This window comes from Zhongshania sp., assembly GCF_029212375.1.
Classification (GTDB): domain Bacteria; phylum Pseudomonadota; class Gammaproteobacteria; order Pseudomonadales; family Spongiibacteraceae; genus Spongiibacter.
Genome location: NZ_JARGNU010000006.1, coordinates 187,260 through 212,140, shown reverse-complemented (window position 1 = coordinate 212,140; position 24,881 = coordinate 187,260). Strand labels below are relative to the sequence as shown.

At 52.0% G+C, this 24,881-nt stretch carries 22 protein-coding genes; 8 read left to right on the top strand and 14 right to left on the bottom strand.

Features of this window, described 5'->3' with window-relative positions; all coding sequences use genetic code 11:
- Positions 1-130: 130 nt before the first annotated feature.
- The 3 genes from P1U47_RS08810 to P1U47_RS08800 all read right to left on the bottom strand — a co-directional run bounded on the left by P1U47_RS08810 (position 131) and on the right by P1U47_RS08800 (position 3,463).
- Entirely contained in the window at positions 131-898 is a 768-nt protein-coding gene (locus tag P1U47_RS08810; RefSeq protein ID WP_159240015.1) for an SDR family oxidoreductase, read from the bottom strand.
- An 18-nt stretch (positions 899-916) separates the two neighbouring features.
- The gene (locus P1U47_RS08805) at positions 917-1,729 is read right to left on the bottom strand and encodes an enoyl-CoA hydratase/isomerase family protein (protein WP_301028395.1); all 813 of its coding nucleotides are present in this window, start codon (positions 1,727-1,729) and stop codon (positions 917-919) included.
- A 66-nt stretch (positions 1,730-1,795) separates the two neighbouring features.
- Positions 1,796-3,463 (bottom strand): NAD(P)/FAD-dependent oxidoreductase, encoded by a 1,668-nt coding sequence (locus P1U47_RS08800; RefSeq protein WP_301028394.1) that lies wholly within the window; start codon positions 3,461-3,463, stop codon positions 1,796-1,798.
- A gap of 303 nt (positions 3,464-3,766) precedes the next feature.
- Between P1U47_RS08800 and P1U47_RS08795 the strand changes: the two genes are divergently transcribed.
- Complete coding sequence (locus P1U47_RS08795; protein ID WP_301028393.1) at positions 3,767-4,513, top strand: glucose 1-dehydrogenase; 747 nt, start codon at positions 3,767-3,769, stop codon at positions 4,511-4,513.
- A 63-nt stretch (positions 4,514-4,576) separates the two neighbouring features.
- Here P1U47_RS08795 and P1U47_RS08790 read toward each other — a convergent pair whose 3' ends face one another.
- From P1U47_RS08790 to P1U47_RS08780, 3 genes are all read right to left on the bottom strand, one after another.
- Entirely contained in the window at positions 4,577-5,056 is a 480-nt protein-coding gene (locus P1U47_RS08790) for a hypothetical protein (RefSeq protein ID WP_301028391.1), read from the bottom strand.
- Positions 5,057-5,110: 54 nt separating this feature from the next.
- Entirely contained in the window at positions 5,111-7,558 is a 2,448-nt protein-coding gene (locus P1U47_RS08785) for a TonB-dependent receptor (RefSeq protein WP_301028389.1), read from the bottom strand.
- 158 nt (positions 7,559-7,716) lie between these two features.
- A complete protein-coding gene (locus P1U47_RS08780; RefSeq protein WP_301028388.1) occupies positions 7,717-9,288 on the bottom strand; it encodes a class I adenylate-forming enzyme family protein in 1,572 nt (523 codons plus the stop codon).
- Between the two features lie 252 nt (positions 9,289-9,540).
- Between P1U47_RS08780 and P1U47_RS08775 the strand changes: the two genes are divergently transcribed.
- The 3 genes from P1U47_RS08775 to P1U47_RS08765 all read left to right on the top strand — a co-directional run bounded on the left by P1U47_RS08775 (position 9,541) and on the right by P1U47_RS08765 (position 12,615).
- Positions 9,541-10,173 carry a TetR/AcrR family transcriptional regulator gene (locus P1U47_RS08775; RefSeq protein ID WP_301028387.1) on the top strand — a complete coding sequence of 211 codons (633 nt, stop codon included), beginning with the start codon at positions 9,541-9,543 and terminating at the stop codon, positions 10,171-10,173.
- Positions 10,174-10,247: 74 nt separating this feature from the next.
- On the top strand, positions 10,248-11,486 hold the full coding sequence (locus P1U47_RS08770; RefSeq protein WP_301028386.1) for a cytochrome P450: 1,239 nt from the start codon (positions 10,248-10,250) through the stop codon (positions 11,484-11,486).
- A gap of 4 nt (positions 11,487-11,490) precedes the next feature.
- Positions 11,491-12,615, top strand: a complete 1,125-nt coding sequence (locus P1U47_RS08765) for a hypothetical protein (protein WP_301028385.1) — start codon at positions 11,491-11,493, stop codon at positions 12,613-12,615.
- A 127-nt stretch (positions 12,616-12,742) separates the two neighbouring features.
- Here P1U47_RS08765 and yghU read toward each other — a convergent pair whose 3' ends face one another.
- The 8 genes from yghU to P1U47_RS08725 form a co-directional block, all read right to left on the bottom strand.
- Complete coding sequence (gene yghU / locus P1U47_RS08760; RefSeq protein WP_301028384.1) at positions 12,743-13,585, bottom strand: glutathione-dependent disulfide-bond oxidoreductase; 843 nt, start codon at positions 13,583-13,585, stop codon at positions 12,743-12,745.
- 179 nt (positions 13,586-13,764) lie between these two features.
- Positions 13,765-14,637, bottom strand: coding sequence for a DMT family transporter (locus P1U47_RS08755; protein ID WP_301028383.1), 873 nt, complete (start codon positions 14,635-14,637; stop codon positions 13,765-13,767).
- A gap of 293 nt (positions 14,638-14,930) precedes the next feature.
- Positions 14,931-15,389, bottom strand: coding sequence for a hypothetical protein (locus tag P1U47_RS08750; RefSeq protein WP_301028382.1), 459 nt, complete (start codon positions 15,387-15,389; stop codon positions 14,931-14,933).
- 149 nt (positions 15,390-15,538) lie between these two features.
- On the bottom strand, positions 15,539-16,294 hold the full coding sequence (locus P1U47_RS08745; protein ID WP_301028381.1) for a DUF2894 domain-containing protein: 756 nt from the start codon (positions 16,292-16,294) through the stop codon (positions 15,539-15,541).
- A complete protein-coding gene (locus tag P1U47_RS08740) occupies positions 16,291-16,968 on the bottom strand; it encodes an OmpA family protein (protein ID WP_301028379.1) in 678 nt (225 codons plus the stop codon). The genes P1U47_RS08745 and P1U47_RS08740 overlap by 4 nt, the downstream gene beginning before the upstream one ends.
- Complete coding sequence (locus tag P1U47_RS08735) at positions 16,965-19,067, bottom strand: DUF802 domain-containing protein (RefSeq protein ID WP_301028378.1); 2,103 nt, start codon at positions 19,065-19,067, stop codon at positions 16,965-16,967. The genes P1U47_RS08740 and P1U47_RS08735 overlap by 4 nt, the downstream gene beginning before the upstream one ends.
- On the bottom strand, positions 19,064-19,876 hold the full coding sequence (locus P1U47_RS08730; RefSeq protein ID WP_301028376.1) for a DUF3348 family protein: 813 nt from the start codon (positions 19,874-19,876) through the stop codon (positions 19,064-19,066). The genes P1U47_RS08735 and P1U47_RS08730 overlap by 4 nt, the downstream gene beginning before the upstream one ends.
- A 214-nt stretch (positions 19,877-20,090) precedes the next feature.
- Positions 20,091-20,861 carry a glutathione S-transferase N-terminal domain-containing protein gene (locus P1U47_RS08725; RefSeq protein ID WP_301028375.1) on the bottom strand — a complete coding sequence of 257 codons (771 nt, stop codon included), beginning with the start codon at positions 20,859-20,861 and terminating at the stop codon, positions 20,091-20,093.
- 257 nt (positions 20,862-21,118) lie between these two features.
- Here P1U47_RS08725 and P1U47_RS08720 point away from each other — a divergent pair, with 257 nt between their 5' ends.
- From P1U47_RS08720 to pta, 4 genes are all read left to right on the top strand, one after another.
- Positions 21,119-21,907 (top strand): enoyl-CoA hydratase/isomerase family protein, encoded by a 789-nt coding sequence (locus tag P1U47_RS08720; protein ID WP_301028374.1) that lies wholly within the window; start codon positions 21,119-21,121, stop codon positions 21,905-21,907.
- A gap of 71 nt (positions 21,908-21,978) precedes the next feature.
- On the top strand, positions 21,979-23,349 hold the full coding sequence (locus tag P1U47_RS08715; RefSeq protein WP_301028373.1) for an acyclic terpene utilization AtuA family protein: 1,371 nt from the start codon (positions 21,979-21,981) through the stop codon (positions 23,347-23,349).
- 1 nt (position 23,350) lies between these two features.
- Positions 23,351-23,683: a hypothetical protein gene (locus tag P1U47_RS08710; protein WP_301028372.1), complete on the top strand. Its 333-nt coding sequence runs from the start codon at positions 23,351-23,353 to the stop codon at positions 23,681-23,683.
- Positions 23,684-23,883: 200 nt separating this feature from the next.
- Positions 23,884-24,855, top strand: a complete 972-nt coding sequence (gene pta, locus P1U47_RS08705) for a phosphate acetyltransferase (protein ID WP_301028371.1) — start codon at positions 23,884-23,886, stop codon at positions 24,853-24,855.
- The last annotated feature ends 26 nt before the right edge of the window (positions 24,856-24,881 follow it).

Below are 24,881 nucleotides of genomic sequence, written 5' to 3'. Positions count from 1 at the left end.
TTAAGAATTCAGCAATGGCCTGGCCTATAGGTATTTTTCTACAGCCTGAACGCCGACGCTTGCGGCATTACATCGCAGAGCCATTCGACAATTCGCGGCTGAATTGCTGCGTCATTCTCGCCAGCGCTCATTACCTAACCCCTGCCGCCACGCGCAGCACTTCGCCACTGATGGCGTCGGACTGGGGCTCCAAAAGAAAGGCGATGGCCTCGGCCTCGTCTTCCACTCGCGCTAATTTACCTAAGGCGGTCGCTGCTAGGTGGCGGTCTACATACGCCTTACCAAACGTTTCCTGAACTTTGTCACTCATGACCAAGCCCGGTGCAATTGCATTAACGCGAATACCTTTGCGGCCGAGCAGTAAACTCAGCGTTTGGGTTAAGCCAACTACGGCCGCTTTAGCAGGGTTATAGGCGGTATCGCCAAGCTCGTGGCGATTTGCAAAAGCAGCCAAGGAAGCTACATTCACTATTTTGCCGTATCCCTTAGCTTCAAAATGCGGCTCGGCGTGCTTCGCCATTAAAAAGGCAGTGTCTACGTTTAACGCAAAAGTACGACGGAAATAATCGAGACCAATCTGCGCCAGCGGCCTGTCCATAGAGTCGGCCTCGATATCCACCATGCCGCCAGCAACATTGGCGATGCCGTGTAGCTCACCGAATACTGCCAAGCATTTTTCGACCACACCCTGGGCCGCTTCTTCAGAGGACAGGTCTGCTCGGCAAACTTCTAATTTGCCAGGCAGCTCTGCGCAATTCGCCTGCAGCGCTTCTAAGCGACGAGCGCTAATATCAACGCCAAGTACATTGGCACCCTTTGCCAATAGCCGCCGCGCGGTTGCGCCGCCAATGCCGCCAGCGGCGCCGGTTACAATATAGGTTCGTGTTTCATTGTTCATAATTGCGCTTCCAAATGTTTATACAGCAGATTTTTTAGGGAAATTAGGCGCACGCTTTTCTCTAAGCGCCGCCAAACCTTCTTTCGCTTCTGGCCCACAAAAGCCGAGAATGCCGAAGGCCAGTGAGGCCTCAAACGCTGGCCATGCACTGCGAATCCAGTTATTGAGTGAGTGTTTGGTAAAACGAATCGCCTCAGGTGCGCCGTTAGCTACTTTGCCGGCCACCCGCAATGCGGTTTCCATGAGCTGATCTTTTTCAACACAAAGGCTAACCATGCCCATTTGTTCTGCCAGCTCGCCGGTGATGGGTTCATTAGTCATGAGAAAATATTTGGTTTTGGCCATGCCAATCAGCAATGGCCAGATCGCCACCGCGTGATCGTCTGCCGCCACACCCAAGGCCGTGTGGCCATCCACCAATTTAGCGGTTTTGGCGGCAATAGAAATATCTGCCAGCAGGGCTATGGCAAGGCCACCACCGGCCGCCGCGCCGTTAATCGCCGAGATCACCGGCTTGCCGCAGCTCAGCATGTTCTCAACCAGCTGGCGACCGTCCTTCCACATTTTCATACGAAACTCGTGGTCGTTAATGATTTGATCCACCATGTCAAAATCACCACCCGCAGAGAACGCCCGCCCCTGCCCTGTAATAATGACCGCGCTCACTCGATCGTCAGCATCAATCAAGCGCCAAATGCCACCGAGATCATGATGTAATTCGTAGTCCATCGAGTTCATCTCGCCCCGCGCAATGGTCACCCGGAGCACGCCCTCAAGCGGCCAATCTAGCTTCAAAGATGTGTAATTGGGGTATTCAAATTCTTTCGTCACAGAAACTCTCCGCACGACGAAGCTGCTAGATAGCCAGCAGCTTCGCGCAAAATTAAAAAAGGGTTGTTAAGCAGTTGCGACCTGATTGCTCTGAGCCATACTAAAAAATTTGAAACCGGCAAAACCGGTGTCGGCATTTTCGGCAAGCGCATTGAAATAACTGGGCGCACCACCAAAATGGAATAGCACGGCTACTGGCTTGCCTGGAATATGGGCACCCATAAACCATGCCCCCTGCGATGCCGCGTCGCGAATTAAAGTTGCATCGACGAGCTCCTTCATTTGCCCGCAATACGCATCAACAGCCTCTGCATCGGCTTCTATTTCATCGTAGCCTTCTGCCTGCATGTAGCGAATCGCCTGACCAATCCACGTTGTTGACGCTTCAACAACAGGGGGCACATTGGCAAAGGGCGTCTGCGGGCCAGTGATCATGAACATATTGGGGAAGCCATCCATGCCAATACCAAAATTGGTGCGCGGCCCAGCGGCCCATTTATCTTGAATGCGCTGACCATTACGGCCACGAATATCCATGGCCATTAACGGGCCAGTCACGGCGTCGTAACCCATTGCAAAAATAAGAATATCGAACTGGTATTCCTGCTCACCCACACGCAGGCCGTCTGCGGTAACTTCGCTGATTGGTGTAGTTTTCACATCAACCAACTCAACGTTTGGCCGGTTAAAGCTTTCGTAATAGAAGTTACACACTGGCGGGCGCTTCAAGGCTATGGGGTAATTCGGGCACAACAGCTCGGCAGTGGCGGGATCATTCACAATGCTGCGAATTTTATTGCGCGCAAACTCACAGGCAGCTTCATTAGCCTCTTTGGTGACGAGAATGTCGGCAAAGGTTTGGAAAATATAACGGAAGCCACCCGCCTCCCAACCCGCTTCCAAAACCTGCTGCTGCTCTGCAGGCGTTAGGTCGTTGAACATCAAGGTGGAGTCTTGCATAGGGAAGGCGTAAACCTGATTCCGAATTTGCTCAATCATTGCCTCAAAATTGGCTTTTTTACTGCTATTTTCAAATTCATCAACGGGGTAATTGCGACCAGGAAGAACATAATTTGGCGTGCGCTGAAAAACGCTAACGTGCTCGGCCAAATGCGCAACAGCCGTCAGTATTTGCGCACCCGTCGATCCACAACCGACAATCCCAACCCGCTTGCCGGCAAAATCAACTGCTTCATTTGGCCAGCGGCTAGGCAGGTACCACTCCCCGCGGAAATTATCGATACCCTTAAATTCTGGTTTGGAGGGAACTTCAAACCAGCCCACCGCGCTGCAAAAATACTTACACGTAAAATGTTCGCCCGCCGCGGTAGTAATTTGCCAGCGCTTTTTACGCTCATCGTAATGGGCTGCAGTCACCCGCGTTTCAAACTGAATGTCTTTGCGCATATCGAGACGATCAACCACAAAGCGCATGTACTGATAAACCTGCTCCCAACCTGGCATACGCTCTGGCCAATTCCACTCTTCATTGAGCACTTTGGAAAAGAAAAAGCAGTAACCCCAAGATTCGGTATCGGTGCGCGCACCAGGGTAGCGATTCCAATACCACGTGCCACCGACATCGCCGCCGGACTCCAGTACTTTTACCGACAAACCCAGTTCCCGAGCCTCGTGAAGCATGCGCAAGCCACCAAAACCGGCGCCCACAACGAGAACATCAAAATGGGCTTCATCGTGCTGACCAGCCGCGCTGGGTTTGACTGATGACGACATCACCGACCTCCTTATTAATTTTTATGTGTGACACTGACTCGAGTGATTCGAAATCTTTATTGCGAGTAATCACTCGCAATAAAATTTACCAACTTCACCGATAGCTGTCAACAACTAATTCCAGTGCCAAGCCAGTAGCAAAAATGCAGGAATAGCGTCTATTTAAAGGCGATAAACCACCACAATTCGTCAGAAATTACGGCCCCAACAGGCGACTTTTACAGATCATTCCTTTAAAGTTAAAAGCGATTGAACACTCGCGTAATAAATAATCATAATATGAAGACAAAATAAGGAGAGATCATGCAACGCTTACACAATAAAATTGCCATCGTTACCGGCGGCGCTAACGGTATTGGCGCCGCCATAGCAACGTTATTCGCCCAACACGGCGCAAAGGTATTAATTACTGACATCAACGAGGAAATGGGAAAATCGCTCGCCCAAACACTTCGCAATGCCGGCGGCAGCGCTGAGTTCGCCTTCCTCGACGTGAGCAACTACGACAATTGGCAGACCATAAAAGAAACCGCCATTAGCCACTTTGGCGGCATTACCACACTGGTTAATAATGCGGGAATGTTCCATCCCAGCAACCTCGCCAGCGAGAGCTTAGAGGGCTGGAACAAGATGCTTGCCGTTAATCAAAGCAGCGTGTTTTTTGGCATGAAGTCGATGCAAGCCGAGCTGGCGAAATCAGAGAGCGCGAGCATAGTAAACATTTCTTCACTCTACGGCTGGGTGGGCAGCCCCAACGCCATCAGCTATCACGCCACCAAGGCCGCAGTTCGACACATGACCAAGGCTGCAGCGCTTGAGTTAGCGGGCAGCAATGTACGGGTAAATGCCATTCTTCCCGGTCAGATCCAGACCCAGATGCTAGCCCGCATCACCCCAGAACAAGCCCTCGCCATTGGCGAAGCCACGCCCCTAGGCCGAATTGGCGAACCTAACGACATCGCCTACGGCGCACTGTATTTAGCCAGCGACGAAGCCAAATTTGTTACCGGAATAGACTTGTTAATCGACGGCGGCTGGTCTGCGGGGTAAAAAAAAGGGGCCGCAAGGCCCCAAAGGTAGTGACCACATAGCCCTCGCCGCGAGGGCAAATAGCTAAATACCGACCCCAGGCAAGCCTGGTAAGCTAGGCAAACTAGACAACGGTGAGGTGAGCGTATCCACAGAAAACAGACTATCTAAGCCGACCACACCCAATACTGACTGATCAAATAACGGAAATGGAATCGGGCTCTGCGCTAGCAATAAACTAAATACTCCGTCACCACCCAGTAACGCATAAACTTGGTCTAGCCCCTGATCGAGCGGCCCGCCCGTAGTTAGCCCTTGAACAGCCACCCCTAAGCCTTCAATCGGCCCGCCTACGCCAAAAATCTGGGTAATACCGCCCACAACAACATCAATGCCGGGCACCGGCGCATCACCCGCAATACCCACTGGTAGCAATACCGCCGTTGACAACACGTTCAGCCCCAATGAATCAAAATAGCCCGGCGCAATAAGGGTAAGAGACTGAGCCCGAAGCCCGACACTAGAAAGCCCCAATACAATCAGCAAAACAGTTCTTATTAACATGATACTTCTCCTAAAAATTTCCAAAAGGAAATATTGCTGCGAGATTCCTCGCTATTAAAAGTACTTATAATCAAAGCTAAGCCCATAGGTCGCTGGCATCAGCGCATAGCGATACTTAACATCACCCACCGAGGGAGAAACGCTATCAATAGCGTATTCGTTGGTGATGTTTTTACCCCAGGCCGTCAGTGTCCAGTTACCATCGGCGCGACCGAATCGCAGCCGCGCATTGGTAAAAGCAAAATCGTTATGAGCGAATCGCGGATCATTATCCAAGGAAGAGTTAGTTTCACCTTTATAGCTATAATCCATCGCAATGCCGACTTCGTAATCATCGCCAATTGGAATGCTGTAATCAGCTAACAAAGAGTAGGTTAAATTTGGAGAGAAATTAAATTCATTACCGGCAAAATCAGTTTGATTCCCTTCAACATCAAAACCAATAAATTCCTTAATTTCAGTTTCAATGTAAGCGATCGCACCGCTTAGATATAAACCGTCAATGGGAATAATATTAAAGTCCATTTCAACACCTTGAACCGCGGACTTAGGCGCATTCGCTAGTGCAGGGAGGGGCCCAAACACAGGATCGTCGTAGCGAGACAGCAGCTGCTTATCTATATAGGCATAATAAAATGCGGCGGTATTTACATGAAAAGTGCCATCCAGAAAATCCATTTTGGCGCCTATCTCAGAAGCGTCAACCTGCTCCTGCCTAACACCGGCAAGCTGGCGAGTGTCAGACGCAGAATTGATAGGGAAGCTACCAGATTTAAAGCCACGGCTCTGAGAAAGATAAAACAACCAGTCGTCATTTGGCGCCCAGTCCAGCACCACTCGATAAGAAAAACTATCTTCTTTCAAGGTTTCTTCATGACGACCAATATTCCCCTCTGGCGACACAGTCAAACACCCACCCTCAAGAATCGGCGCACCCTGAGTGGTGAGCGGGTTGCGCAATCGAGCGTAGGCTTCAAAAACCAAGAAGATCGGATTGCCCGCCTCGGCCTCAGAGCAACCAGAATACTCGCGCTCCTCCTCGGTGTATCGCGCGCCAACGGTTACCTTAAACTCTTCAGAGAACTGCCAATCCATATTAAAATACGGTGCCATCGAGGTGTATTCCGTTTCGCCTGGCGAGGGAAAATACTGTCCGAATGCAGATATGCCCAGATCACCAATTAACGGGAGATTTACGGGGAAGAGTACGCTGGCAGATTCGCCATAATTAATCATCAGCAATTGTTCCGCGCTATCCTTGGGCGTGGTGTGAAAACCCAACAACCAATGCACGTCTTCGCTCTCGCTATTACCGCTGAGCCTCGCCTCAAGATCAATGACCGTCATCTCCATTGTGACCTGCAGCTCGGAATGTTTTTCCGGCTGGGCGCCAGTCGGAAACTGAGAGTCATCTGACTCATACTTCGTTATAGAGGCAAGAAAATTGGCTTCCATGCGTTCGCCAAGTATCCACTTAGACTTTAATGCCGCCTGCATAAGCGAGTCGTTAACGGTAAAGTCTAAGGGGTCACCGTTGATATCTGTACAGCTCGGGTCACCTTTACACCACTCCGCCGCCTGAGGATCTTCTGTATTTGGGATAAACGGATAGTTGCGCACTTTTTCCGACGACAAGGCCGCCGTCGAACCAGGTATAAAACCGTCGTTAGCAAACGGGTTATTCGGCAGGAAGGTTGTAGGCTGTCCCGCCTGCGCATCGCTGGTATCTTCCCAGCCATTTAAGATGAGCTGAAATGTCAGGTCTTCCGAGGCATCTAAGTCAAAAATACCGCGCAAGCCCGTTAAATGCTTTTCGCCAATTGTACGGCTATCGTCGGTAACACTGTGTTGCCAGCCCTCGCCACTCTGAATAGTACGCCCCGACACCCGATATCGCAGAGAGTCGCTGACCGGCCCACTCACATAGCCTTCGACATCTACCGTTTCAAAGCGTCCGTAGGAGGTCGTAAAGCCTGCCTCGAATTCCTCACTTGGGGTATTGGCTATAAAGTTTATTGCCCCGCCAGTACTGCTGCGACCAAACAAGGTGCCCTGCGGCCCCTTGAGCACTTCTAATCGTGCCATATCGAAATTTGGTCCCTTACTCATAATGGAGTAAGGCATATTAATTTCATTTAGGTAAACCGCTACCGCCGGCGTCGCAAAATGGCTATTGTCGTTAAACCCCACCCCACGGAGGGTGTAAACCGGAGTGCCATAACCACCGTCAGACGACGTAAAACCTGGCACAACGGTATTGAGATCCTTGGGATTAACAATCCCGAGGCTCTTCATTTTCTCGCCACTCAAGGCCGACACCGCAATAGGCACATCGTTAATAGACTGCTCGCGCCGCTGAGCGACTACAACAACCTCTTCAAGCATTCTGCTGCTCGCTCGCTTGCTACCTCCACCCTCTTCCGACTGGGCAAGCACACCGCCCGCATAGGACAGGCCAAAGCTTGCGAACAAGACCCCAGCCACTCGATATTTCCGCTCCATAGATCACCTTTTTATATTTATCAGCACCAAATTTTCGGCTCCTGCGGGAGGGCTTCTATCGAGCCCTTCTCACGCAAACGCCAGGCTTTCACTACCTGCTTGGCTCTTTTTATTATCAATAATTAAATTTTCTAGACCGAAATTTCTAGGCTATCCACTCAAGCAATGGGCTCACCAGAATAGGTTTTTCTAAGCGCTTCTTTTTGTATTTTCCCGTAAGTTGCACGGGGAAAATCCTCTACAAAAATCAAATCTGTTAAGCGTTGATATTTCGCCACCCGCTGATTAACCCACGCTTTCAGCTCATCTGAAGCAACTGCATTTGCGTCCTTTAAAATTACAATACCGATAGGGGTTTCTCCCCATTTAGGGTCATTACGGCCAATCACCGCCACCTCACTTACCGCGGGATGTTTCATGACTTCATCCTCAATATCGACGGCAAAAATATTAATGCCACCCGATTTAATCATGTCTTTTTTACGGCCATTAACGTAAAGAAAGCCGTCTTCATCGACATGCCCCAGATCGCCGCTGCGCAAATAAGTGCGCCCGCCTGGCGCTAGCCAGACCGTCTCGCTAGTAAGGTCAGGTCGGTTGTAATAGCCCTTCATCATGCCCGCGCCATAGGCCACAATTTCGCCAATTTCACCAACCGCCAACTCTTTGTCGTGGTCGCCGACAATTCGAATATCTTCGAGGAAACCAGGTTTACCCACGGTATTGTCTTTGCCGCTTTCACGATCTTTAGGGATAGCAATAGTAAAGAAGCCTTCGGTCATGCCATACACTTCGTACAGCGCCGATTTCGCGAATTTCGCGGCCAAGGCCTGGCGGGTGACCGGACTCAATAATTGGCCGGCGCTAACCATCACTTGCAGGCTTTCACTGGAACGATCATCTAGTGGGGCCTGCAAAATGGCGATGTACTGAGTTGGCACCATGAAGGTATGCGTTCCCCCCTCTTCAGCCACCGCACTCAAAAATGCCTCTGGCGAAAACTTTGGTAGCAACACTACCTTGCCGCCGTAATACATAGTAGGCAGCATCGTGATCCAAGTTCCAGAGGCATAAATCGGCGTAGCGCACACCGCCACCGAATAGCGGTTGATGCCAAGCCCAGCACCAAAACCATAGCAATAGTTAAGACGAGCAAAATGACTGTGCTCTATTCCTTTTGGCGTGCCGGTTGTTCCCGACGTATAGATTACCGTCATGGTGTCTTCGGAATTCAACGACACAGCCGGCGGATCATCACTCGCTGCAGCAATAAACGCCTCCAGATTCTGCCAGCCAAGCTGCGCGCCGCCACTAAGGTAGTAACGATTTTCGGCAATAGACGGAATCTGCGAGCGCGCGTCCATCACGGTGGCCATGGTTTCCGGCGACGCGAAAAATATTACACCATCCGACGCCACAGTAAGACGAGCCAAAGTGGGCGCATCTAGCATCACATTAAGAGGCACGATTACACAGCCCGCTTTTATCGCCCCCCAAAATAGTAAAAATGCGGCCATTGAATTGGGCATAAACGTGCATACTTTATCGCCCTTGGTGAGCCCCAGACCGAGCAGGGCATTGGCCACACGATTCGTTTTAAGGTCCAACTCCTGCCACGTGAGCCGATCTTCCCCACATACGACAGCAGTGCGGTTTTTATACAGCGCCGCATTTTTTGATATCACGTGTGCACACAAGTGGTCATGCTCGTATAAGGGTACTACCGACATTCCAGCCTCCGTTCTTTATTATTTTTCGCTAAAGCGAGTGATCATTCGCCAATTATTACGCCACCAAGCAAAGCTTGTCAAGAAAGCCAATACATTTTACAAATCTGCTTATATAGCCGCGTATTCCAGCAAAACCTTCAAAACACTCATCTTGACTGACCCCACTAATTCTGAGATAGTTATCACATAAAGCGAGCAACGGCTCATTCTGAATACCAAAAAGCATCGCCAGTAACAGGAACCCTCATTCACATGACCGACACACCCCAAGAGAAAATTTCTGGACTCAAACGCCCCCGCCAAGCTCGATCCATCAAGCGCCGGCAGCACCTATCTAATGTGGTAGTTCAATTAGTTCAAGAAAAAGGCTTCGACGCTGTTTCTGTTAACGAAGTCGCCAAGCGCGCATCAATGAGCGTTGGTGGCTTATATCGTCACATCGAAACCAAAAGCGATTTGCTCGAGATGGTTTGCGACGAAATCAACTTAGATCTCCTTGAAGAAATCCAAGAAGTTAGCGCCAAACAGAGCGGCATCGAAGCCAAGCTTGAAGCGGCAATACGGGTCTACTGGGAGCGCCATTGGGACGTAGCTCCCGCAATCATTATCGCCTACAGGGAATATCAATCCTTGTCCGAAGAGGCAAAGGAACGTTACAAAAATCAAGAAAAAATAATCGCCACCTTCTTTGGCGACATCATTCGTGCAGGTGTACTCATTGACGTATTCCAACCCGTCGATGAGAAATTACTGGCTTATGAAATTGTGCTTCTCGCCCATATGCGCGCACTCAAGGGCCACGTTATGAAAGACATGGATAAAACAGAAGTGCTTAAAGAACATTTAAAACTTATTTTTGCCCGTTTACTACGAGTGCAAGACTAAGAACACCGGCGTGTAAAATGTGAGGACCTCGGTTTTTGCGCAGCCAATGCCATATATTAAATATCGGAGCCGATATGAGTAATCCAGCAATAATAAGCGAATTAATATACGACCCAAGCTGTCCAGACACTCTGCGAAATCCGCATGCAATATTTGCCCGATTGCGGGCCGAAGACCCCGTGCACTGGAGCGAGGCAATGTCTGCATGGATTGTGACCAGTTACGATTTGTCTACCGAAGTATTGATTAGCAGCGACATTTATTCAGCCGAGCGCCTTGCACCAATCCGCAACCATATTCCCATCGGCGCCGCCGACACCGCCAAAGAAATATTGAAATGGTTAGATCACTGGATGGTATTCAGAGACCCACCTGACCACACTCGCCTACGCCGCCATATGGCCACGGTGCTTAATGCCAAAGTGTTTGAGGCCATGCGCGAGAGCGTCCGAGACATAACCCGCATACTGATCAACGAACTGCCCAAAGGCGAAACCTTCGACTTTGTGAAAGACTTCGCCATCATGCTGCCGGGCATGGTAATTATGGATCTGTTTGGTATTGATCGCAGCCGCCTGCTTGAAGTGAAAGGCTGGTCAGATGACATGATGCTATTCATTGGCTCATCGCGTGGCGTAGAAAACAAATATGAACGCGCCAAACGCGGGGCAAGAGAAATGGGCACTCTGTTTCAAAATCTTGTTGCCGACCGCCGCCGCGAGCCCAACGGCGATATACTGTCGCAGTTAATTCAATCGAAAATCAACGGCGAAGGCATGAGCGATGAAGAGCTAGTGGGCAGCATGATGATGGTCCTTAACGGAGGCCACGAAACCACCGCCAACCTCCTCAGCAACTCGATGCTAGCCTTAGCCCAAAATCCCGAGCAAGCTAAGCTTCTAGTCAATAATCACGACCTTGTACCGAGTGCGGTAGATGAGTTTTTGCGCTACGACAGCCCAGTTCTCTCTCTGGGGCGCATTGTTACCGAAGACGTAGAGCTCGGCGACAAGCAGCTCACTAAAGGTGAGCGAGTTTTCACCATGCTCGTGGCAGCCAACCGCGACGAAGAAATTTTTGACAAGCCCAACAGCCTCGACATTACCCGAACAGACAACCCCCATATGGCCTTCGGCAAGGGCGGACACTTTTGTATGGGCGGCCCGCTGGCACGTATTGAGGCGCAGGTTGCCTTTGAGGAACTTTTGCAGCACTTCACTAGCATTGAGCTGCAAGAAGACGTAAACAATATTCCGTGGATAAACTCCATGGTAACTCGCGGCCCCACCCGCCTACCGATTAAGTTGAAATAGCGCCATGCCTGAAAATGACGATTTCCTCATTGAGCAATTTCCGCTGGCGCCGGTCGACGACTATCTCATTCACCAAACCCCAGACCCCGTCAGGGTGGCTTACACCACTGACCCACGCTTCTTCGAGCGCCACTGGAACGTCTTCCATGACCAAGCAGGAGAGCTGCTCGTCGTCACTGGCGGTAGCATTTACCCCAATCTCGACACCATGGAAGCCTTTGCGATTGTTACCCATAAAGGCGTGCAGCGCTCCGTGCGAGCCTTTCGCCGTATTGGTCAAGATCGCAGCAATATTCACGCGGGCCCTATCAAACCGTCCATCGTCTCCGGCCTGCGCCACTGGCACCACAGCCTAGAAGAAAACGACTGGGGTATACGCTACGAACTAGACTGGTACGACACCCACCGGCAAATGTACCGAGCCTCCCACAGCTCGCTGACCAAGGGTGAACTACCCGGCAGTCAACGCCATGTAACCTCGGGCTTCGAGAGCTTTGGCGAAGTTGCAGGTTGGGTTGAATTTGACGGTAAGCGCATTGAACTGCCTCGGCACCTTGGGCGCGGCACTCGCGACCGTCACTGGGGAATAGGCCGCGGCGTGGGCGGCCCCAAATACCAAGCCAACGGCAAAGCCCCCAAAGCAGGCTGGATCGGCGGTAACTGGATTCAGTTTCAAGACTTTGCCATATGGGGAAATATTGTATTGTATCGCTACGGCGATGCCCGCACCGGCTACGGTAAAGTTATCAAAACCGAGCGTCGCATACGCTTTGAGGACAACACCAAGCTGATGTGCGAAGCGGAAATAGACTACACACTAGACAGCGGCGAGATAAAACGAGTGCACTTTAGTAAGCTCGGACAGCAAACCGCATTCATGAAATGCGGACTCTACGGAGGTAGCCCCAACGGGGTATTCCAAGGCGAGTATGTCGGCGACGACATAGTTGAAGGGGATAAATACGATCTTAATGACCCCCAAAACCGTATCGCGCTGGCTGGCCTTAACGAGCACCACTGCGTTATCCGCTGCGGCGAGGAAACCAGCACCGGCATATTGCAACCCCTCGAACCGGATGCCTATGAGGCTTGCCTGCGCGGCGACAAAGGCTGGGCATTTTTACAATAACTAACGGCAATGTTCAGCCACGCAATACAAAGCTTATTCAACCCGCATTTAGCAAACTATAAGCGCCGAAATTAAATCCTGCCTGACACTTACGGAACAGGATTTAATTTCGAACCAACATCGCTCGTCACTCAAAATCCTGCGCACTGTGCCGCTCGGCCATTTGACTCTCTTCCGCGCCCCACACCCGATTCACTCGGCGGCCACGCTTTACCCCTGGGCGCAGCGCAATCTGATTTGCCCAGCGCAACACATGTGCATAAGAGGCCACATCAAGAAACTCCGCCGCGTCGTAGAGATAGCCCTGCACCAATGCGCCATACCATGGATAGGTGGCGATATCCGCAATGGTGTAGTTATCGCCACACAGGTAAGTGTTATTAGCAAGATGCTTATCCAGCACATCAAGCTGACGCTTAACTTCCATGGTGTAGCGGTCGATGGGGTACTGAAATTTCTCTGGCGCGTAGGCGTAAAAATGACCAAAGCCACCACCCAAAAAGGGTGCACTGCCCATATTCCACATTAACCACGACTGACAGGCAGCGCGCTCCGCCGCTTGCTTTGGATAAAATGCATCGAATTTTTCGGCCAAGTACAGCAGAATTGCCCCCGACTCAAAAATTCGAATAGGTGGATTGGCACTGCGATCTAATAGAGCTGGAATTTTAGAGTTGGGATTAATCGCGACAAAGCCACTGCCAAACTGATCGCCATCGCTAATATTAATGGTGTAGGCGTCGTACTCCGCATCACTAATCCCCAGCTCCAATAATTCTTCCAGCATCACCGTAACCTTTACACCGTTTGGGGTCGCCAGGGAATACAGCTGGAGTGTATGCTCGCCAACCGGCAGTGCTTTTTCGTGAGTCGCGCCAGAAACTGGCCTGTTTATATTGGTGAATTTACCGCCACTCTGTTTCTCCCACGTCCAAACTGCGGGTGGTGTATACGATTTAGACTCCGACATTAACGAATGCTCCTTTATATAAACGTGTAAACCCCAAAGCTAGACTGCTACCTAATATCACGCCACGCAAAGATGACGATACAAACAAGCCATTGTTACACACGCTAGCACAATATATTGCGCTCAGCGCAAAGTGCTGCTCCAATACGCCGCAATTACCGCAAACCAGACAACAACGCTTACGTCCTGCGCCAAAATCCCTGATGCACACCGAGGGCCAATAAAATTAAGCCCGCGCCGAGCAGCATGGCCGCACTAATCACTTCGTCCGCCACCACCACGCCAATACACATCGCCATTACTGGGGTGATAAACGGGATTAGCGAAACGGTTTCAACGGCCATATTTTTCAGTAAAAAATAATAGGCAACAAAACCAAGCAACGAACCAAATACCGACAAATACAATAATGATGCAATGGAAGTGGCGCTGAACACCAAGGGTTCAAGACCAAAACCAAACACCCAGCTCAATAACAAGCCGGGCAGGGCAAACGCCATCGCGCCCAAGGCTTGCTCGGTTGGCTCAACAGCCATTTGCGCATTCAATTTTTTTACCCATAGGGCACTGCCCGAAAACAACACATTAGACCCTAGCATCAATACCACGCCCACATAGCCATCTTCACCTAAGGTTGCACTATCAAACACAATACACGCCAAGCCGGCCAAGGCTATTGCAATGGCAAATATTTTGCGCGGCTGCAGTAAGTTTTCGCCGAGTATGGGCCGTGCCAAGACCGCAGTAAAAAGCGGGCTAAGACCAAACAACAAGGCCACCAGCCCCGAGGAAATAGTCTGCGCCGCCAAATACACCAAGGCCATATTGGGGAATAAGCTAATCGACGCCGCTGCGTATAATTTCCAGTGGCGACGAATCGCTAAGCCAGCATAACCGCCCACGGTGCAAATAAGACTGCCCAGGGTAAATGCCAGCGCAATTCGCAAGCTCAGGCCGGCAATAGGCGCAAGTGAATCACCGCTAAATTTAATTGCTAACGGCGTGGTGGCCCAAATAACAATTACCAATAAATACGTAATACGCACAAGCATGGTCGTGTCCTTGACTACTTGCCGTTAACTTTCTCTGGGCCTATAACGACAAAGGCCGCAGAGTGAATGTCTGCGGCCTTTGAGAAATGTTGCTTTTAAATCTTAATGCATCATCTTTCCGCCGCCCACCAGCTCGCCCAACGCACAATGGCATTGCGTAAGCAGAGGTTTAACAAAGCGGCAAAAGTGAGTTTCATAAAAATAATCGCAAATAAATTTGATAGTCGATCATAAAAGACAACGGTGATTTTAAGCAAGCGCTAAAAGTAACAATAATGAAATCCGTGGCGCGCTTACATTTCGTGCAAGCGATTAGCCGACTGCGCCATAAGTTTAATTTCTTGCTCTTCAACATCAATAAGCTGTTGCAGCATTTCGGCAGCGGGCGTGGCCATGCAGCGGCTCAGCAAAAAGCGGTAGAGATCAATTAGCTGAGCATGGACAGCACTTACCTCGGCGAACATTTCATCTGCCGACATTTTTGACCAACGCACATCCGTTTTTTCGGTATTGGGTAAGGGCTTGTCATTTAAAAATTCCGCACACCAAGTACCAAGCGCGCCATCGCTGTGGGTGGGCTTAAACGCATAGAGGGTTTTGGCTAAACTGCGCTCGTGATCGGCAATATAATCGCTGAGCATTTTTGCGCGCTCATCACTACTACTCGCCATACTATCTTGCAAATAGCCCGCGAAGGATTGATGGTAGGCCGCCGACCACTCCACCATTTCCTGCATTGTTTCTATGTGCATATTGTTACTCCCAAGGTCGCCAGTACGAACTAAACGTATGCTTGGGACAATCAATATTGCAAACATACTCACGATACACTGAAATGAGTATAAAAAAGTAGCGCCGAACAATACCTCAATCCCTGCAGCCTATTACCCTTAAAAGGGGTTTAGCGCGGCTTTTTCTTGGGCTTACTACGCCCACCGACCCGACTGTTTTTCTTATCGGCTTTGGTATTGGCAGCAGTATCTAATTGTTCTACCCAAAACAACGTGTCGAGATAGCTCACGTAGCGATTTAAATACTGCGGTGACAATTCGCGCATCATGGTCAGCGCCTTGATGGCCAGCATTTGAGGATTGAGCGGGCCGGGACTTTCAGGGCCTTCGGCAATCGCAAGCTCCACCCGTTTTTCGACGGCGCGGCGCTGCTGATGCACCCGCATGGTTTGACTGGCCTTTAGTGATTTAAGCGGGCCGGCGCTGGTTTCTGGTTCTGTGCCCTGGCTTGGGCTTGGGCTCGGCTTGGGGCTAGCGGCGTACATTTCCGATTGCAGTAGCGTACTCTCCTGCGCCTGCATCTCCTGCTCTAAACTTAGGGCGCCAGCTACGGACTGGGGCTGAGTTAGATCTAATACTTGGCGCAACTCGGCCAAGGCCTTTACGGTCGCACTCTGACACCCTGCGCTCGGCTGCACCTGAGCGGAATCAGACGCGGCAGACAAATCCTGCGCCGCCGCACGGGCATTACGATAGTCGGTTAAGGCTTGGTGACTTTTCGCTGTGAGCTGTTCATTTAACGGTTCGCTAGCCTGCTGAGCACGGATCGCCAGCGCTTCAATATAGCGAAAACGCACTGGATCGAAGCTGTCGTCTCCCGCCGCTCGCAACGCGGCAATTTTCTCCAGCAGCGCCAAATTCGTCATAGTGCAGCTGCTGACGTAGCTTCGGTCGATGCCGCCCGCTTCACCATCGGCACCGGCGCCATTTCAACGCGACGATTTTGGGAGCGACTATCGCTGTCGGTATTTGCTGCCACCGGTTGCTGCGCGCCAAAGGCCGCAGCAAATACGCGATTTGGCGGCATGCCCTCGTCAATCAAGGCTCGGGTTACAGTTAGCGCGCGCTGAGCCGACAACTCCCAGTTGTCGGAGAAGTGTAAATTGCCCTGTTGAATAGGCAGGTCGTCGGTAAAACCGCTGACCATAAGTAATTGATCACTATCAATTAGATACACCTGTAACGGCGCCCGCAAGCTATGTAATAGCGCGCGCCCCTCGGGCTGTAATTCTGCTGAATTGAGCGAGAACAGTACACTGCCACTGATGCCAATACGACCATCGCGCAGGGTTACCCGACCACTGGCCAAGGGCTCGGCAAGTGCCGCTTCCAAAGCTTGGCGACGCTGCTCGGCCACTTCGCGCAACTGGGTTTCACGCTTTAGGGTTTGGGATAACTCCAACTGAAATCCCAAGCTCCACACCAGCAGCAAAACAAACACACCGACTAGGCCGGTCATCAAGTCGCCAAAAATCGCCCAGATTGGCGGTTCTTGATCTAGGCCTTCATCTAATCCGCCACCCATACCCGAAAGACTCACCCGCGGGCCTCCGCCTGAGCAACGGCCCTGCCACTAAGCTGCTGCAGCTGACTGATAATGTCTTGTTGGGACAGCATATTGTGATCGATAATTTCTCGTGCCTGGGCAACGTAATATGCCATTTGCTCGTCGCTGCGCGCGGTGCTATTACCCAGTGCCGTTTCAATCGAGGCCATGGTCTTAATGAGGCTGGCATTCGATTCGCTAAACAAACTAACCGCACTGGTAAAGGCTTCGCCCATGCTGGCCAGCTCGGCACTGCTCACCTCAAAATGGCTAACAATATCGGCGAGCTTGGTGCTTTCATCGCTCACCTTGTCGCTAAATTGGCTGCCAATAGACTCAAGCAGGCCCGCGGAGTTTTGCAGAATACTTTCCACTGCCTCGCGCTGGCCAGCGGCTGACTGCTGCAGCGAATCCGCCAAACTATTGAGCTGGGTCATTAACTCGCGACGCTCGCCGAGCAAGCTATTGTCCCGCGCAATATTTTCGGTCATTTCCGCCCGCAATTTCGCCATCAGCTCTGCGGCAATACGCGGTGTTTCCGAAGCAGACGCTATCAATCTGCCCATGGGCTCTTCCAGCGCATTGGCCAATGTAGCCAAGTGCTCGCCAACAGCGCCCTGCAATTCCGCCAAACGCTCCACCGCCGCTTCACCGCGACGCTCTTCAATCTCTCGCAGGCTACTCAACTCGGTTTGCACAGTGCTCGCCAATTCGGCCATGCGCTGCTGGTAGTCGCTCAGCCACTTCTCCTCGCTGCTTATCCGCGCCTGCACCAGCTGCTCAGAGCTGTGCAGCAATTGCTGAAACTCGGCGGCAATCTCTTGACTGCCCGCGTGGGCATTGGCCGTCAATTGCGCAGCACTATCACTCAGCAAGCTAGCACTGCGCTCAAACACAGCAGACCAATTAGCCAAGCGCGCCAGTTCTGCCGCATCTTGGCGAGCCAAGCTGTCGTCACTCACGCGACTAAAGGTGTCGAGCAGCGAATGGCTCGCCGCCGCAAATTCGCTATTAAAGGCTTTTAGGCCATCATCCACCTGTGCAAGCAAGGTTTCACTGCCGCGCTGCTGGGCTTGCATGCCCTGCTGCCAGCCTTGGCTGAACTCCTCAGTGGTATTAGCAAACCGGGTACTCAAGGCGGCGAGGTGTTCTTGCACAGCGACGCTGATCTGCTGCTGACTGCTCTGCAGCGCTTGGCTAACGTCCTGCGCAAAGCCTTGTACCACCGGCCCAACACTTTCACCCACCAGCCGACCGCTGTCAGCCAAACTGCTTTTCAAAGAAGCATCAACCGAGTTTGCCAACTCGCGATACTGGGCTTGCGCCGCAACATGGAACCGCTCCTGACCAGAAATGAGCTTGCCGCCTAAATCATCACTCATTTGCGCTAATCGATCTGCCAATGTCGCGAGTTGCTGCGCCACATCAGGCAGGGCCGCCGCCTGCTGCTGCATAGCCTTGTAGCTTTGCTCGCGCTGATAACTTAAAGAGAAGTTTTTAAACGCCCCGCGCAGCTGGCCGTCGAGTTGACGAGATACCTGCAAGCGCTGACGCCGACTTAGGGTAGAAATAAAGCCCAGCATCGCCGACGCCGTCACACCCGCCACCGACGTCGCAAAAGCCATCCCCAAACCCTTGATGGGCGCCGCTAAACCAGCGCGCACCGCCTCAAGTTCGGTGCTGCCTTCCAGTGCCGTAACCGCACCTTGCAGGGTAGTGACCATACCAATAAAGGTGCCCAATAAACCGAGCATCACCAATAGGCCAATCAGGTAGGGACTTAACACTGGCGCCGGCAAGCCCACATACTCACTTTGAATGCGTTGACCAACGGCATTGCGAAGCCCCTGCGGCACACCCGCCAACCACGCTTCTAAATCGTCTACGACATCCGCGTTTTTTGGCAGCGCCGCGCTGAGACCAAGACTGGCTTGCTGGTAGCGAATAAGCTCCGCAAAACCGGCAGTAAAGGCCAAGGCTATTAATACGCTCACACCCAGCGCCAGCCAATTGCTGCCGACAAAGGCCAAGGCCATCCACAAAACTACTACAGCGCCTATAACAAAAGCGACTACCGACAGGATTCTCGTCATGACTGTGTTGCTACCTCTACTTCAAGGGCTTCCATCAAACCCATCACTGGCATCAACCGTAACTCCAGCTCTGCCAATAACAAGCCCTGCATTTCTGTAAAAAAATTGTCTAGCCAAGCGCCTTTTTGCAACCAGAGCGCGGGACTATCGCTCATCAGCTCGGGCTCTAGCTCCAGCTTGAAGCCGGCATCTTCTGATGCGCTGCGCTGGGCATCTTGTACCGCTTTGTATTGCTGACTTAAAAAATAAAAGCGCTGCGCCAATAAGCGCGGAATACTGGCCAGTACGCGGCGATTATAATCGCCTAGTTTATCTTCCAAACTGCGGTCCAAAGCCGCAAGTTGGGCGAGTTGTGGCGACTGTCCGGCAAGCGCATCTTGTAATTGCCGGCGCAACACCAAAACACGGTGATCGAGCTGGCTTTGATGCAAATTATAAAAGCGCTGATAGGTTTGAAAGCCCTGCTCAGGTTCAACAAGCGTTTCGGCGCTAGGCTGGGGCAGTATAAACGGTGCCCCACTACCCTGCCCCTCACCGGTTTCGGTAATAAAGCTATTAAGAATAAAAGCCAGCATCTCGGCTCTGGTCTGTAAAAATGTATTCTTAAGTTCAGCGACATTGGCGGCAGCGGGTGTAAACACCAATTTTTTCAGGCCGCGCAGCGACTCAGACAAGGCGATAGAGCCCGACAGGTCGATTAACTGACCCAATTTTTCCGCAAAGTTTTTGTGGGGGAGCTCAGTGTCTGCCGCGACCAATTCACCCAAAACACCCTGTAAACGCGAGCTTTTTATAGAAACCGGATTCATAACTGCCTTAGGGTATCGAGCCTGTATGTGGCGACAATACCGCGGGAAAGGGAAATCAAATTGCAGGGACCGACATATTCAAACCGTCTTTTGCGCCCAATTATCGCCATTTTGCCGCGATATTCAAGGATTGTGTCGCCATTGACGCTTTTCTTAGCAAGGCGCTGCCAGTGCTGCAGCGTAGCGGCATTCGCCGCCCGCGCCCAAGAGCATCTCAATCGCCGTAGATCATTTTTAAATACGCCAATATATCTGCCGACTCAAACATCGCCACCTCGGTATTCGGGTCTACCAAATACGGTACTTGGGAACGCCCCGTGAGCTCATTAAGCCGAATCCGATTTGCGCTCGTGATGGGCGCCTCTGGGAAAAATTTAGCGCGCACCACTGGCGGCCCCATTTCCTCCCAGCGGGATTTACCGAAATTACGCAGCCGGTAGGGGATCTCCAATTCGCACAGTAGCTCCCGCACTGGCCGCGCATAGGGGCTGGATTCAAAGCTATACAGCTCTAATGGCGCTACCGGTGCCACCGAACTTTTCGCATTCATGCCCCGAGCGCGACCAATCGAACGGCTCACCGTCGCCAGCGTGGAACTGCTCACCGCCAACTGGCGCTTCAAACCGCTTGGCGCCTGTTGGCGACCACCGCCGTACTGCTTATACAAGTGAGCAATAATGGCGCTCGATTCTAGTATTTGATCGCCGGTATTGGGATCAACCAACAATGGAAACTGGCTGATGCCGCTAATATCCAGCGCTGCTGGCCTAAAGCGCATGCCACCCTTAGGACAAGGGTAAATCATCACGTCGAGATCCAGCTCGCAAAGCACTTCGCGCACCAAGCGACAATATGGGCAGGCTTCAATATCGTAGAGCTCCAACAGCTGCTCAGGCTGGCTGTTGTTTCGACCAAAGGCCGCTGTTCCCCGCCAGCCACGCGCACTACTGGCGAAAAGAGAGGTAGTTAAATCGAAGGCATTCATTATTTTTAGCGTTCCTAAAAGTCATGGTTTAGACGTCAGCCGTAATTTACACAGTATCAAGTCCCCTTGAATAGCCATAAATTCGCTTAATCGCTGCGACTAAGCCACGCAATATTGCCGAGGGCATCACCAAAAGCACTGTTGAGCACTACTCAATAGTAATTTATATCAGGCTTATGGTATGCTCACTGAAATCAGTAAATTCGAGTCTCAGTATCAAGCTCCGCGAACTGAGCTTTTTCAACAAGGAATTCGGCATGGGCGACCAGACCATTCAGTACCAACTCAGCGCCAACGGAATAGCGACGATCACCCTGAATCGCCCCGACATTCACAATGCCTTTGACGATACCGTCGTCGCCACACTCACCGCCGCCTTTAAAAAAGCCGGTGACGACCCCGCTGTTCGCCTTGTTGTGCTCGCCTCAACAGGCAAGAGTTTTTGCGCCGGTGGCGACCTCAATTGGATGCGTCGCATGGCGACTTACACCTTTGAAGAAAATCTCCGTGATTCGCAATTATTGGCCGAGATGCTCCGCACCCTTAACTACCTGCCCAAGCTCACCATAGCGCGGGTACAAGGCCCCGCTTATGGCGGCGGCGTTGGTCTAGTGGCCTGCTGCGACATGGCCATTGCCTCGCCAGAAGCGGCATTTTGCCTCAGCGAAGTTAAGGTTGGCATGATTCCCGCCACCATCGGCCCCTATGTAGTGCGGGCCATTGGCCAGCGCGCCTCACGCCGCTACTTCACCACCGCCGAATTAATCACTGCCAATAAAGCCTTGGAATTAGGCCTCGTTGCCGAAGTTGTGGCCAGCGATGAGCTCGACAACTGCATTGCCGGCATTGCCAAAGGCCTGCTCCGCAACGGCCCCCGTGGCGTTGCCGAGGCTAAGCGCTTGGTATTGGATATCGCCGACGGCGAAATCACTGACGCCATGATCGCCGACACCAGCCAGCGCATAGCCGAGACCCGCGGCTCTGACGAGGGCCGCGAAGGCCTCACCGCCTTTTTAGAAAAACGCAAACCCGCGTGGATTCAGTAAGCCCACGATTTAGAAAGAACCATTTAATACCAACTCAACAACACCGACCCATACGACGACAGGAACGCATTATGAGCCAAGACAAAACTGTCCTAATCGCCAACGGCCAAGGCTTCTGGGGCGACAGCCTCCTCGGCCCGCTGCGCTTGGTAGAAGAAGGACCACTGGACTATCTGACCTTAGACTATCTTGCCGAAGTCACCATGAGCATTATGCAGAAGCAAAAACTGCGTAACCCCTCTGCTGGCTACGCCACTGATTTCGTCGAAATGCTGCGTCAGATCCTGCCAACCTGCCAGAAGAAGGGCATTAAAGTCATTGCCAATGCTGGCGGTGTTAACCCCAAAGGCTGTCTTGAAGCGATTCAAGCGGTTGTTAAAGAGCTGGGCATGACCGGCATTAAAATCGGTATTGTTGAAGGCGACGATATTCTCGACCAACTGCCTGAACTGATGGCTTCTGGCGAGAAATTCAAAAACCTCGACAACGGCGAAGCGGTAGACACCATCCTCGACAAAATGTCGAGCGCCAACGTCTATATCGGCGCCAAGCCGATTGTTGACGCCCTAGCCCAAGGTGCAGACATTGTTGTAACTGGCCGCTCCACCGATCCATCACTGGTCGTGGCGCCACTGATTTATGAATTTGGCTGGTCAATGGACGATTTCGACAAGCTGGCTGCGGGCACCGTTATGGGTCATATTCTAGAGTGTGGCGCTCAGTGCACAGGCGGTAACTATAACGACTGGCGCAATGTGCCTAACTTCGCGCGCATCGGCTACCCCGTTGTTGAAGCCAAGGCCGACGGCACCTTTGTGGTAACCAAGCACGAAGGCACAGGCGGTTTGGTGAATATCGACACTGTAACCTCACAGCTGATGTACGAGCTGGGCGACCCAGTTAACTATTTAGGGCCTGACTGCACCTCTGACTTCACCACCATCAAACTCGAGCAAGATGGCGAAAACCGAGTTCGCGTTAGCGGCGTGAAAGGCTCAGCACCGACCCCGACCTATAAAGTGTCAATGTCATACGAAGATGGTTACAAAATCGTTGGCCAGCTGACCTACACCGGTCCCGATGCGATTGAGAAAGCCAATCTTGGCGCCGAGATTCTGTTTGAGCGGGTTGGCATGTACGGCAAGCCAATCCCCGAAGAAGACCGCTTTATTGAGCTGTTCGGCACCAATGTTTGCTACAAAGGCATTGTTAAACAAGATCAGCCGCCCAGCGAAGTGATGCTGCGCGTTGGCGCTAAGAGCCACGACAAAAACCTGCTCAACATCTTGGCTCGCGAGCTGGCCCCGCTGATCACAAGCGGCCCTGTTGGCGTCACCGGCTTTGCCGCTGGTCGTCCGCGCCCAACCGAGATCGTGGGTTACTGGCCCGCGCTGATCGACAAAACTAAAGTCAGCACCCGCGTGCTCGTGGAGGAAGTGTAAGATGGCCCGTGTTCAATTATTTGATGTAGCAATTGCCCGCTCCGGCGACAAAGGTGACGGTTCTAATGTTGGCGTTAAAGCCCGCACCCCCGCGCTGTATGAGTTCCTGCGCGAGAACCTGACCACTGCAGTGGTTAAAGAGCACTTCAAGGAAATCTGCTTTGGTGACGTGAAACGTTACGAGCTGCCTAACCTGCAAGTATTGAACTTCATTCTAGAAGATTCACTTGGCGGTGGCGGCACTGAGACCTTGATTATGGATGCTCAGGGTAAGGTTCACAGCCTTGCCATGCTCCACATGGAAATGGATATTCCCGATGAGCTGCTGGCCTAAGGGCCGTGCGCTTTGCTGCTTGTAACAATTAATTAGCGAGCAGCAAAGCCATCGACATTTCCTTATTCAGGCCGGTTTACCGGCCTGAATACTATTTAGCTTAGCGACACTCATTAAGCTAAATAGTATTATCCCCCCGTACCATCAAAAAGCGCCCCCACAGCGTAAAATCCATCTGACCAGCCTTATAAGTGACTACTATGAGCGGAATTCTCAGCGCCTTGCATCAGCAAGCCAAAAGCCAAACTCAACGCGTAATTTTGCCAGAACACTACGACCCGCGGGTTATCGACGCCGCCGCCAGTCTTGCCGCGCAAGGGCTGGTAACGCCGATACTCATCAGCGCGCCGGACGCTAGCCCAGCGCCTGCCGGCGTTATTATTTTTGATCAAGAAGCCGACGCCGATCACTGGCGCCAGCAAGCGGTGAACGCCTTTACTGCGGCCCGCGCCAGCAAAGGCATGACCCCAGAAAAAGCCAGTGAGGCATTAAAAAGCCCCGTGTTGCTCGCCGCCGTGCTCATAAAAATTGGCTACGCCGACGCGGGCGTCGCCGGCTCCACTGCCACCACCGCCGACGTGCTAAGAGCGGGTATTCAAGGTTTGGGCTTACACGCCGACGCCAAGCTGGTATCGAGCTTCTTCTTAATGGAACTAAGCGACGGCCGAGTACTGACCTATGCCGACTGCGGCGTAATCCCCAGCCCAGACAGCAACGAGCTGGCCGAAATTGCCATTGCCAGCGCCGCGAGCCATCAACGCCTCACTGCCGAAACACCCAAGGTGGCAATGCTGTCGTTCTCAACTAAAGGTTCTGCCAGCCACCCCTGCGTAGATCATGTTACAGCAGCACTAGACCTCGCCAAAAACCGCGCGCCCAGCTTAGATATTGACGGCGAATTGCAATTTGACGCCGCTTTTGTCCCAGCCATTGGCCAACGCAAAGCCCCGGAATCCAGCGTAGCCGGACACGCCAATGTGTTTGTGTTTCCAAGTTTGGATGCCGGTAACATCGCCTATAAGATCACCGAACGCATCGGCGGCGCCAAGGCGCTCGGCCCACTATTACAGGGCTTGGCCAAGCCATGGATGGACTTGTCGCGGGGCTGTAGCGCAGCAGACATCGTCGATGTAGCCGTGATTGCCGCGGTATTAGCGCAGGCGCCGAGCTAAAGCGCCATCACTCGCGAATGATTGCC

Excerpts from the sequence above, each read along its gene's own strand:
- P1U47_RS08795 (WP_301028393.1), top strand. The coding sequence starts at position 3,767 with ATGCAACGCTTACACAATAAAATTGCCATCGTTACCGGCGGCGCTAAC.
- P1U47_RS08775 (WP_301028387.1), top strand. The coding sequence starts at position 9,541 with ATGACCGACACACCCCAAGAGAAAATTTCTGGACTCAAACGCCCCCGC.
- P1U47_RS08735 (WP_301028378.1), bottom strand. The coding sequence starts at position 19,067 with ATGACGAGAATCCTGTCGGTAGTCGCTTTTGTTATAGGCGCTGTAGTA.
- P1U47_RS08725 (WP_301028375.1), bottom strand. The coding sequence starts at position 20,861 with ATGAATGCCTTCGATTTAACTACCTCTCTTTTCGCCAGTAGTGCGCGT.
- P1U47_RS08780 (WP_301028388.1), bottom strand. The coding sequence starts at position 9,288 with ATGTCGGTAGTACCCTTATACGAGCATGACCACTTGTGTGCACACGTG.
- P1U47_RS08765 (WP_301028385.1), top strand. The coding sequence starts at position 11,491 with ATGCCTGAAAATGACGATTTCCTCATTGAGCAATTTCCGCTGGCGCCG.
- P1U47_RS08800 (WP_301028394.1), bottom strand. The coding sequence starts at position 3,463 with ATGTCGTCATCAGTCAAACCCAGCGCGGCTGGTCAGCACGATGAAGCC.
- pta (WP_301028371.1), top strand. The coding sequence starts at position 23,884 with ATGAGCGGAATTCTCAGCGCCTTGCATCAGCAAGCCAAAAGCCAAACT.
- P1U47_RS08730 (WP_301028376.1), bottom strand. The coding sequence starts at position 19,876 with ATGAATCCGGTTTCTATAAAAAGCTCGCGTTTACAGGGTGTTTTGGGT.
- P1U47_RS08755 (WP_301028383.1), bottom strand. The coding sequence starts at position 14,637 with ATGCTTGTGCGTATTACGTATTTATTGGTAATTGTTATTTGGGCCACC.
- P1U47_RS08710 (WP_301028372.1), top strand. The coding sequence starts at position 23,351 with ATGGCCCGTGTTCAATTATTTGATGTAGCAATTGCCCGCTCCGGCGAC.
- P1U47_RS08770 (WP_301028386.1), top strand. The coding sequence starts at position 10,248 with ATGAGTAATCCAGCAATAATAAGCGAATTAATATACGACCCAAGCTGT.
- P1U47_RS08750 (WP_301028382.1), bottom strand. The coding sequence starts at position 15,389 with ATGCACATAGAAACAATGCAGGAAATGGTGGAGTGGTCGGCGGCCTAC.
- yghU (WP_301028384.1), bottom strand. The coding sequence starts at position 13,585 with ATGTCGGAGTCTAAATCGTATACACCACCCGCAGTTTGGACGTGGGAG.
- P1U47_RS08745 (WP_301028381.1), bottom strand. The coding sequence starts at position 16,294 with ATGACGAATTTGGCGCTGCTGGAGAAAATTGCCGCGTTGCGAGCGGCG.
- P1U47_RS08720 (WP_301028374.1), top strand. The coding sequence starts at position 21,119 with ATGGGCGACCAGACCATTCAGTACCAACTCAGCGCCAACGGAATAGCG.
- P1U47_RS08810 (WP_159240015.1), bottom strand. The coding sequence starts at position 898 with ATGAACAATGAAACACGAACCTATATTGTAACCGGCGCCGCTGGCGGC.
- P1U47_RS08715 (WP_301028373.1), top strand. The coding sequence starts at position 21,979 with ATGAGCCAAGACAAAACTGTCCTAATCGCCAACGGCCAAGGCTTCTGG.
- P1U47_RS08785 (WP_301028389.1), bottom strand. The coding sequence starts at position 7,558 with ATGGAGCGGAAATATCGAGTGGCTGGGGTCTTGTTCGCAAGCTTTGGC.
- P1U47_RS08790 (WP_301028391.1), bottom strand. The coding sequence starts at position 5,056 with ATGTTAATAAGAACTGTTTTGCTGATTGTATTGGGGCTTTCTAGTGTC.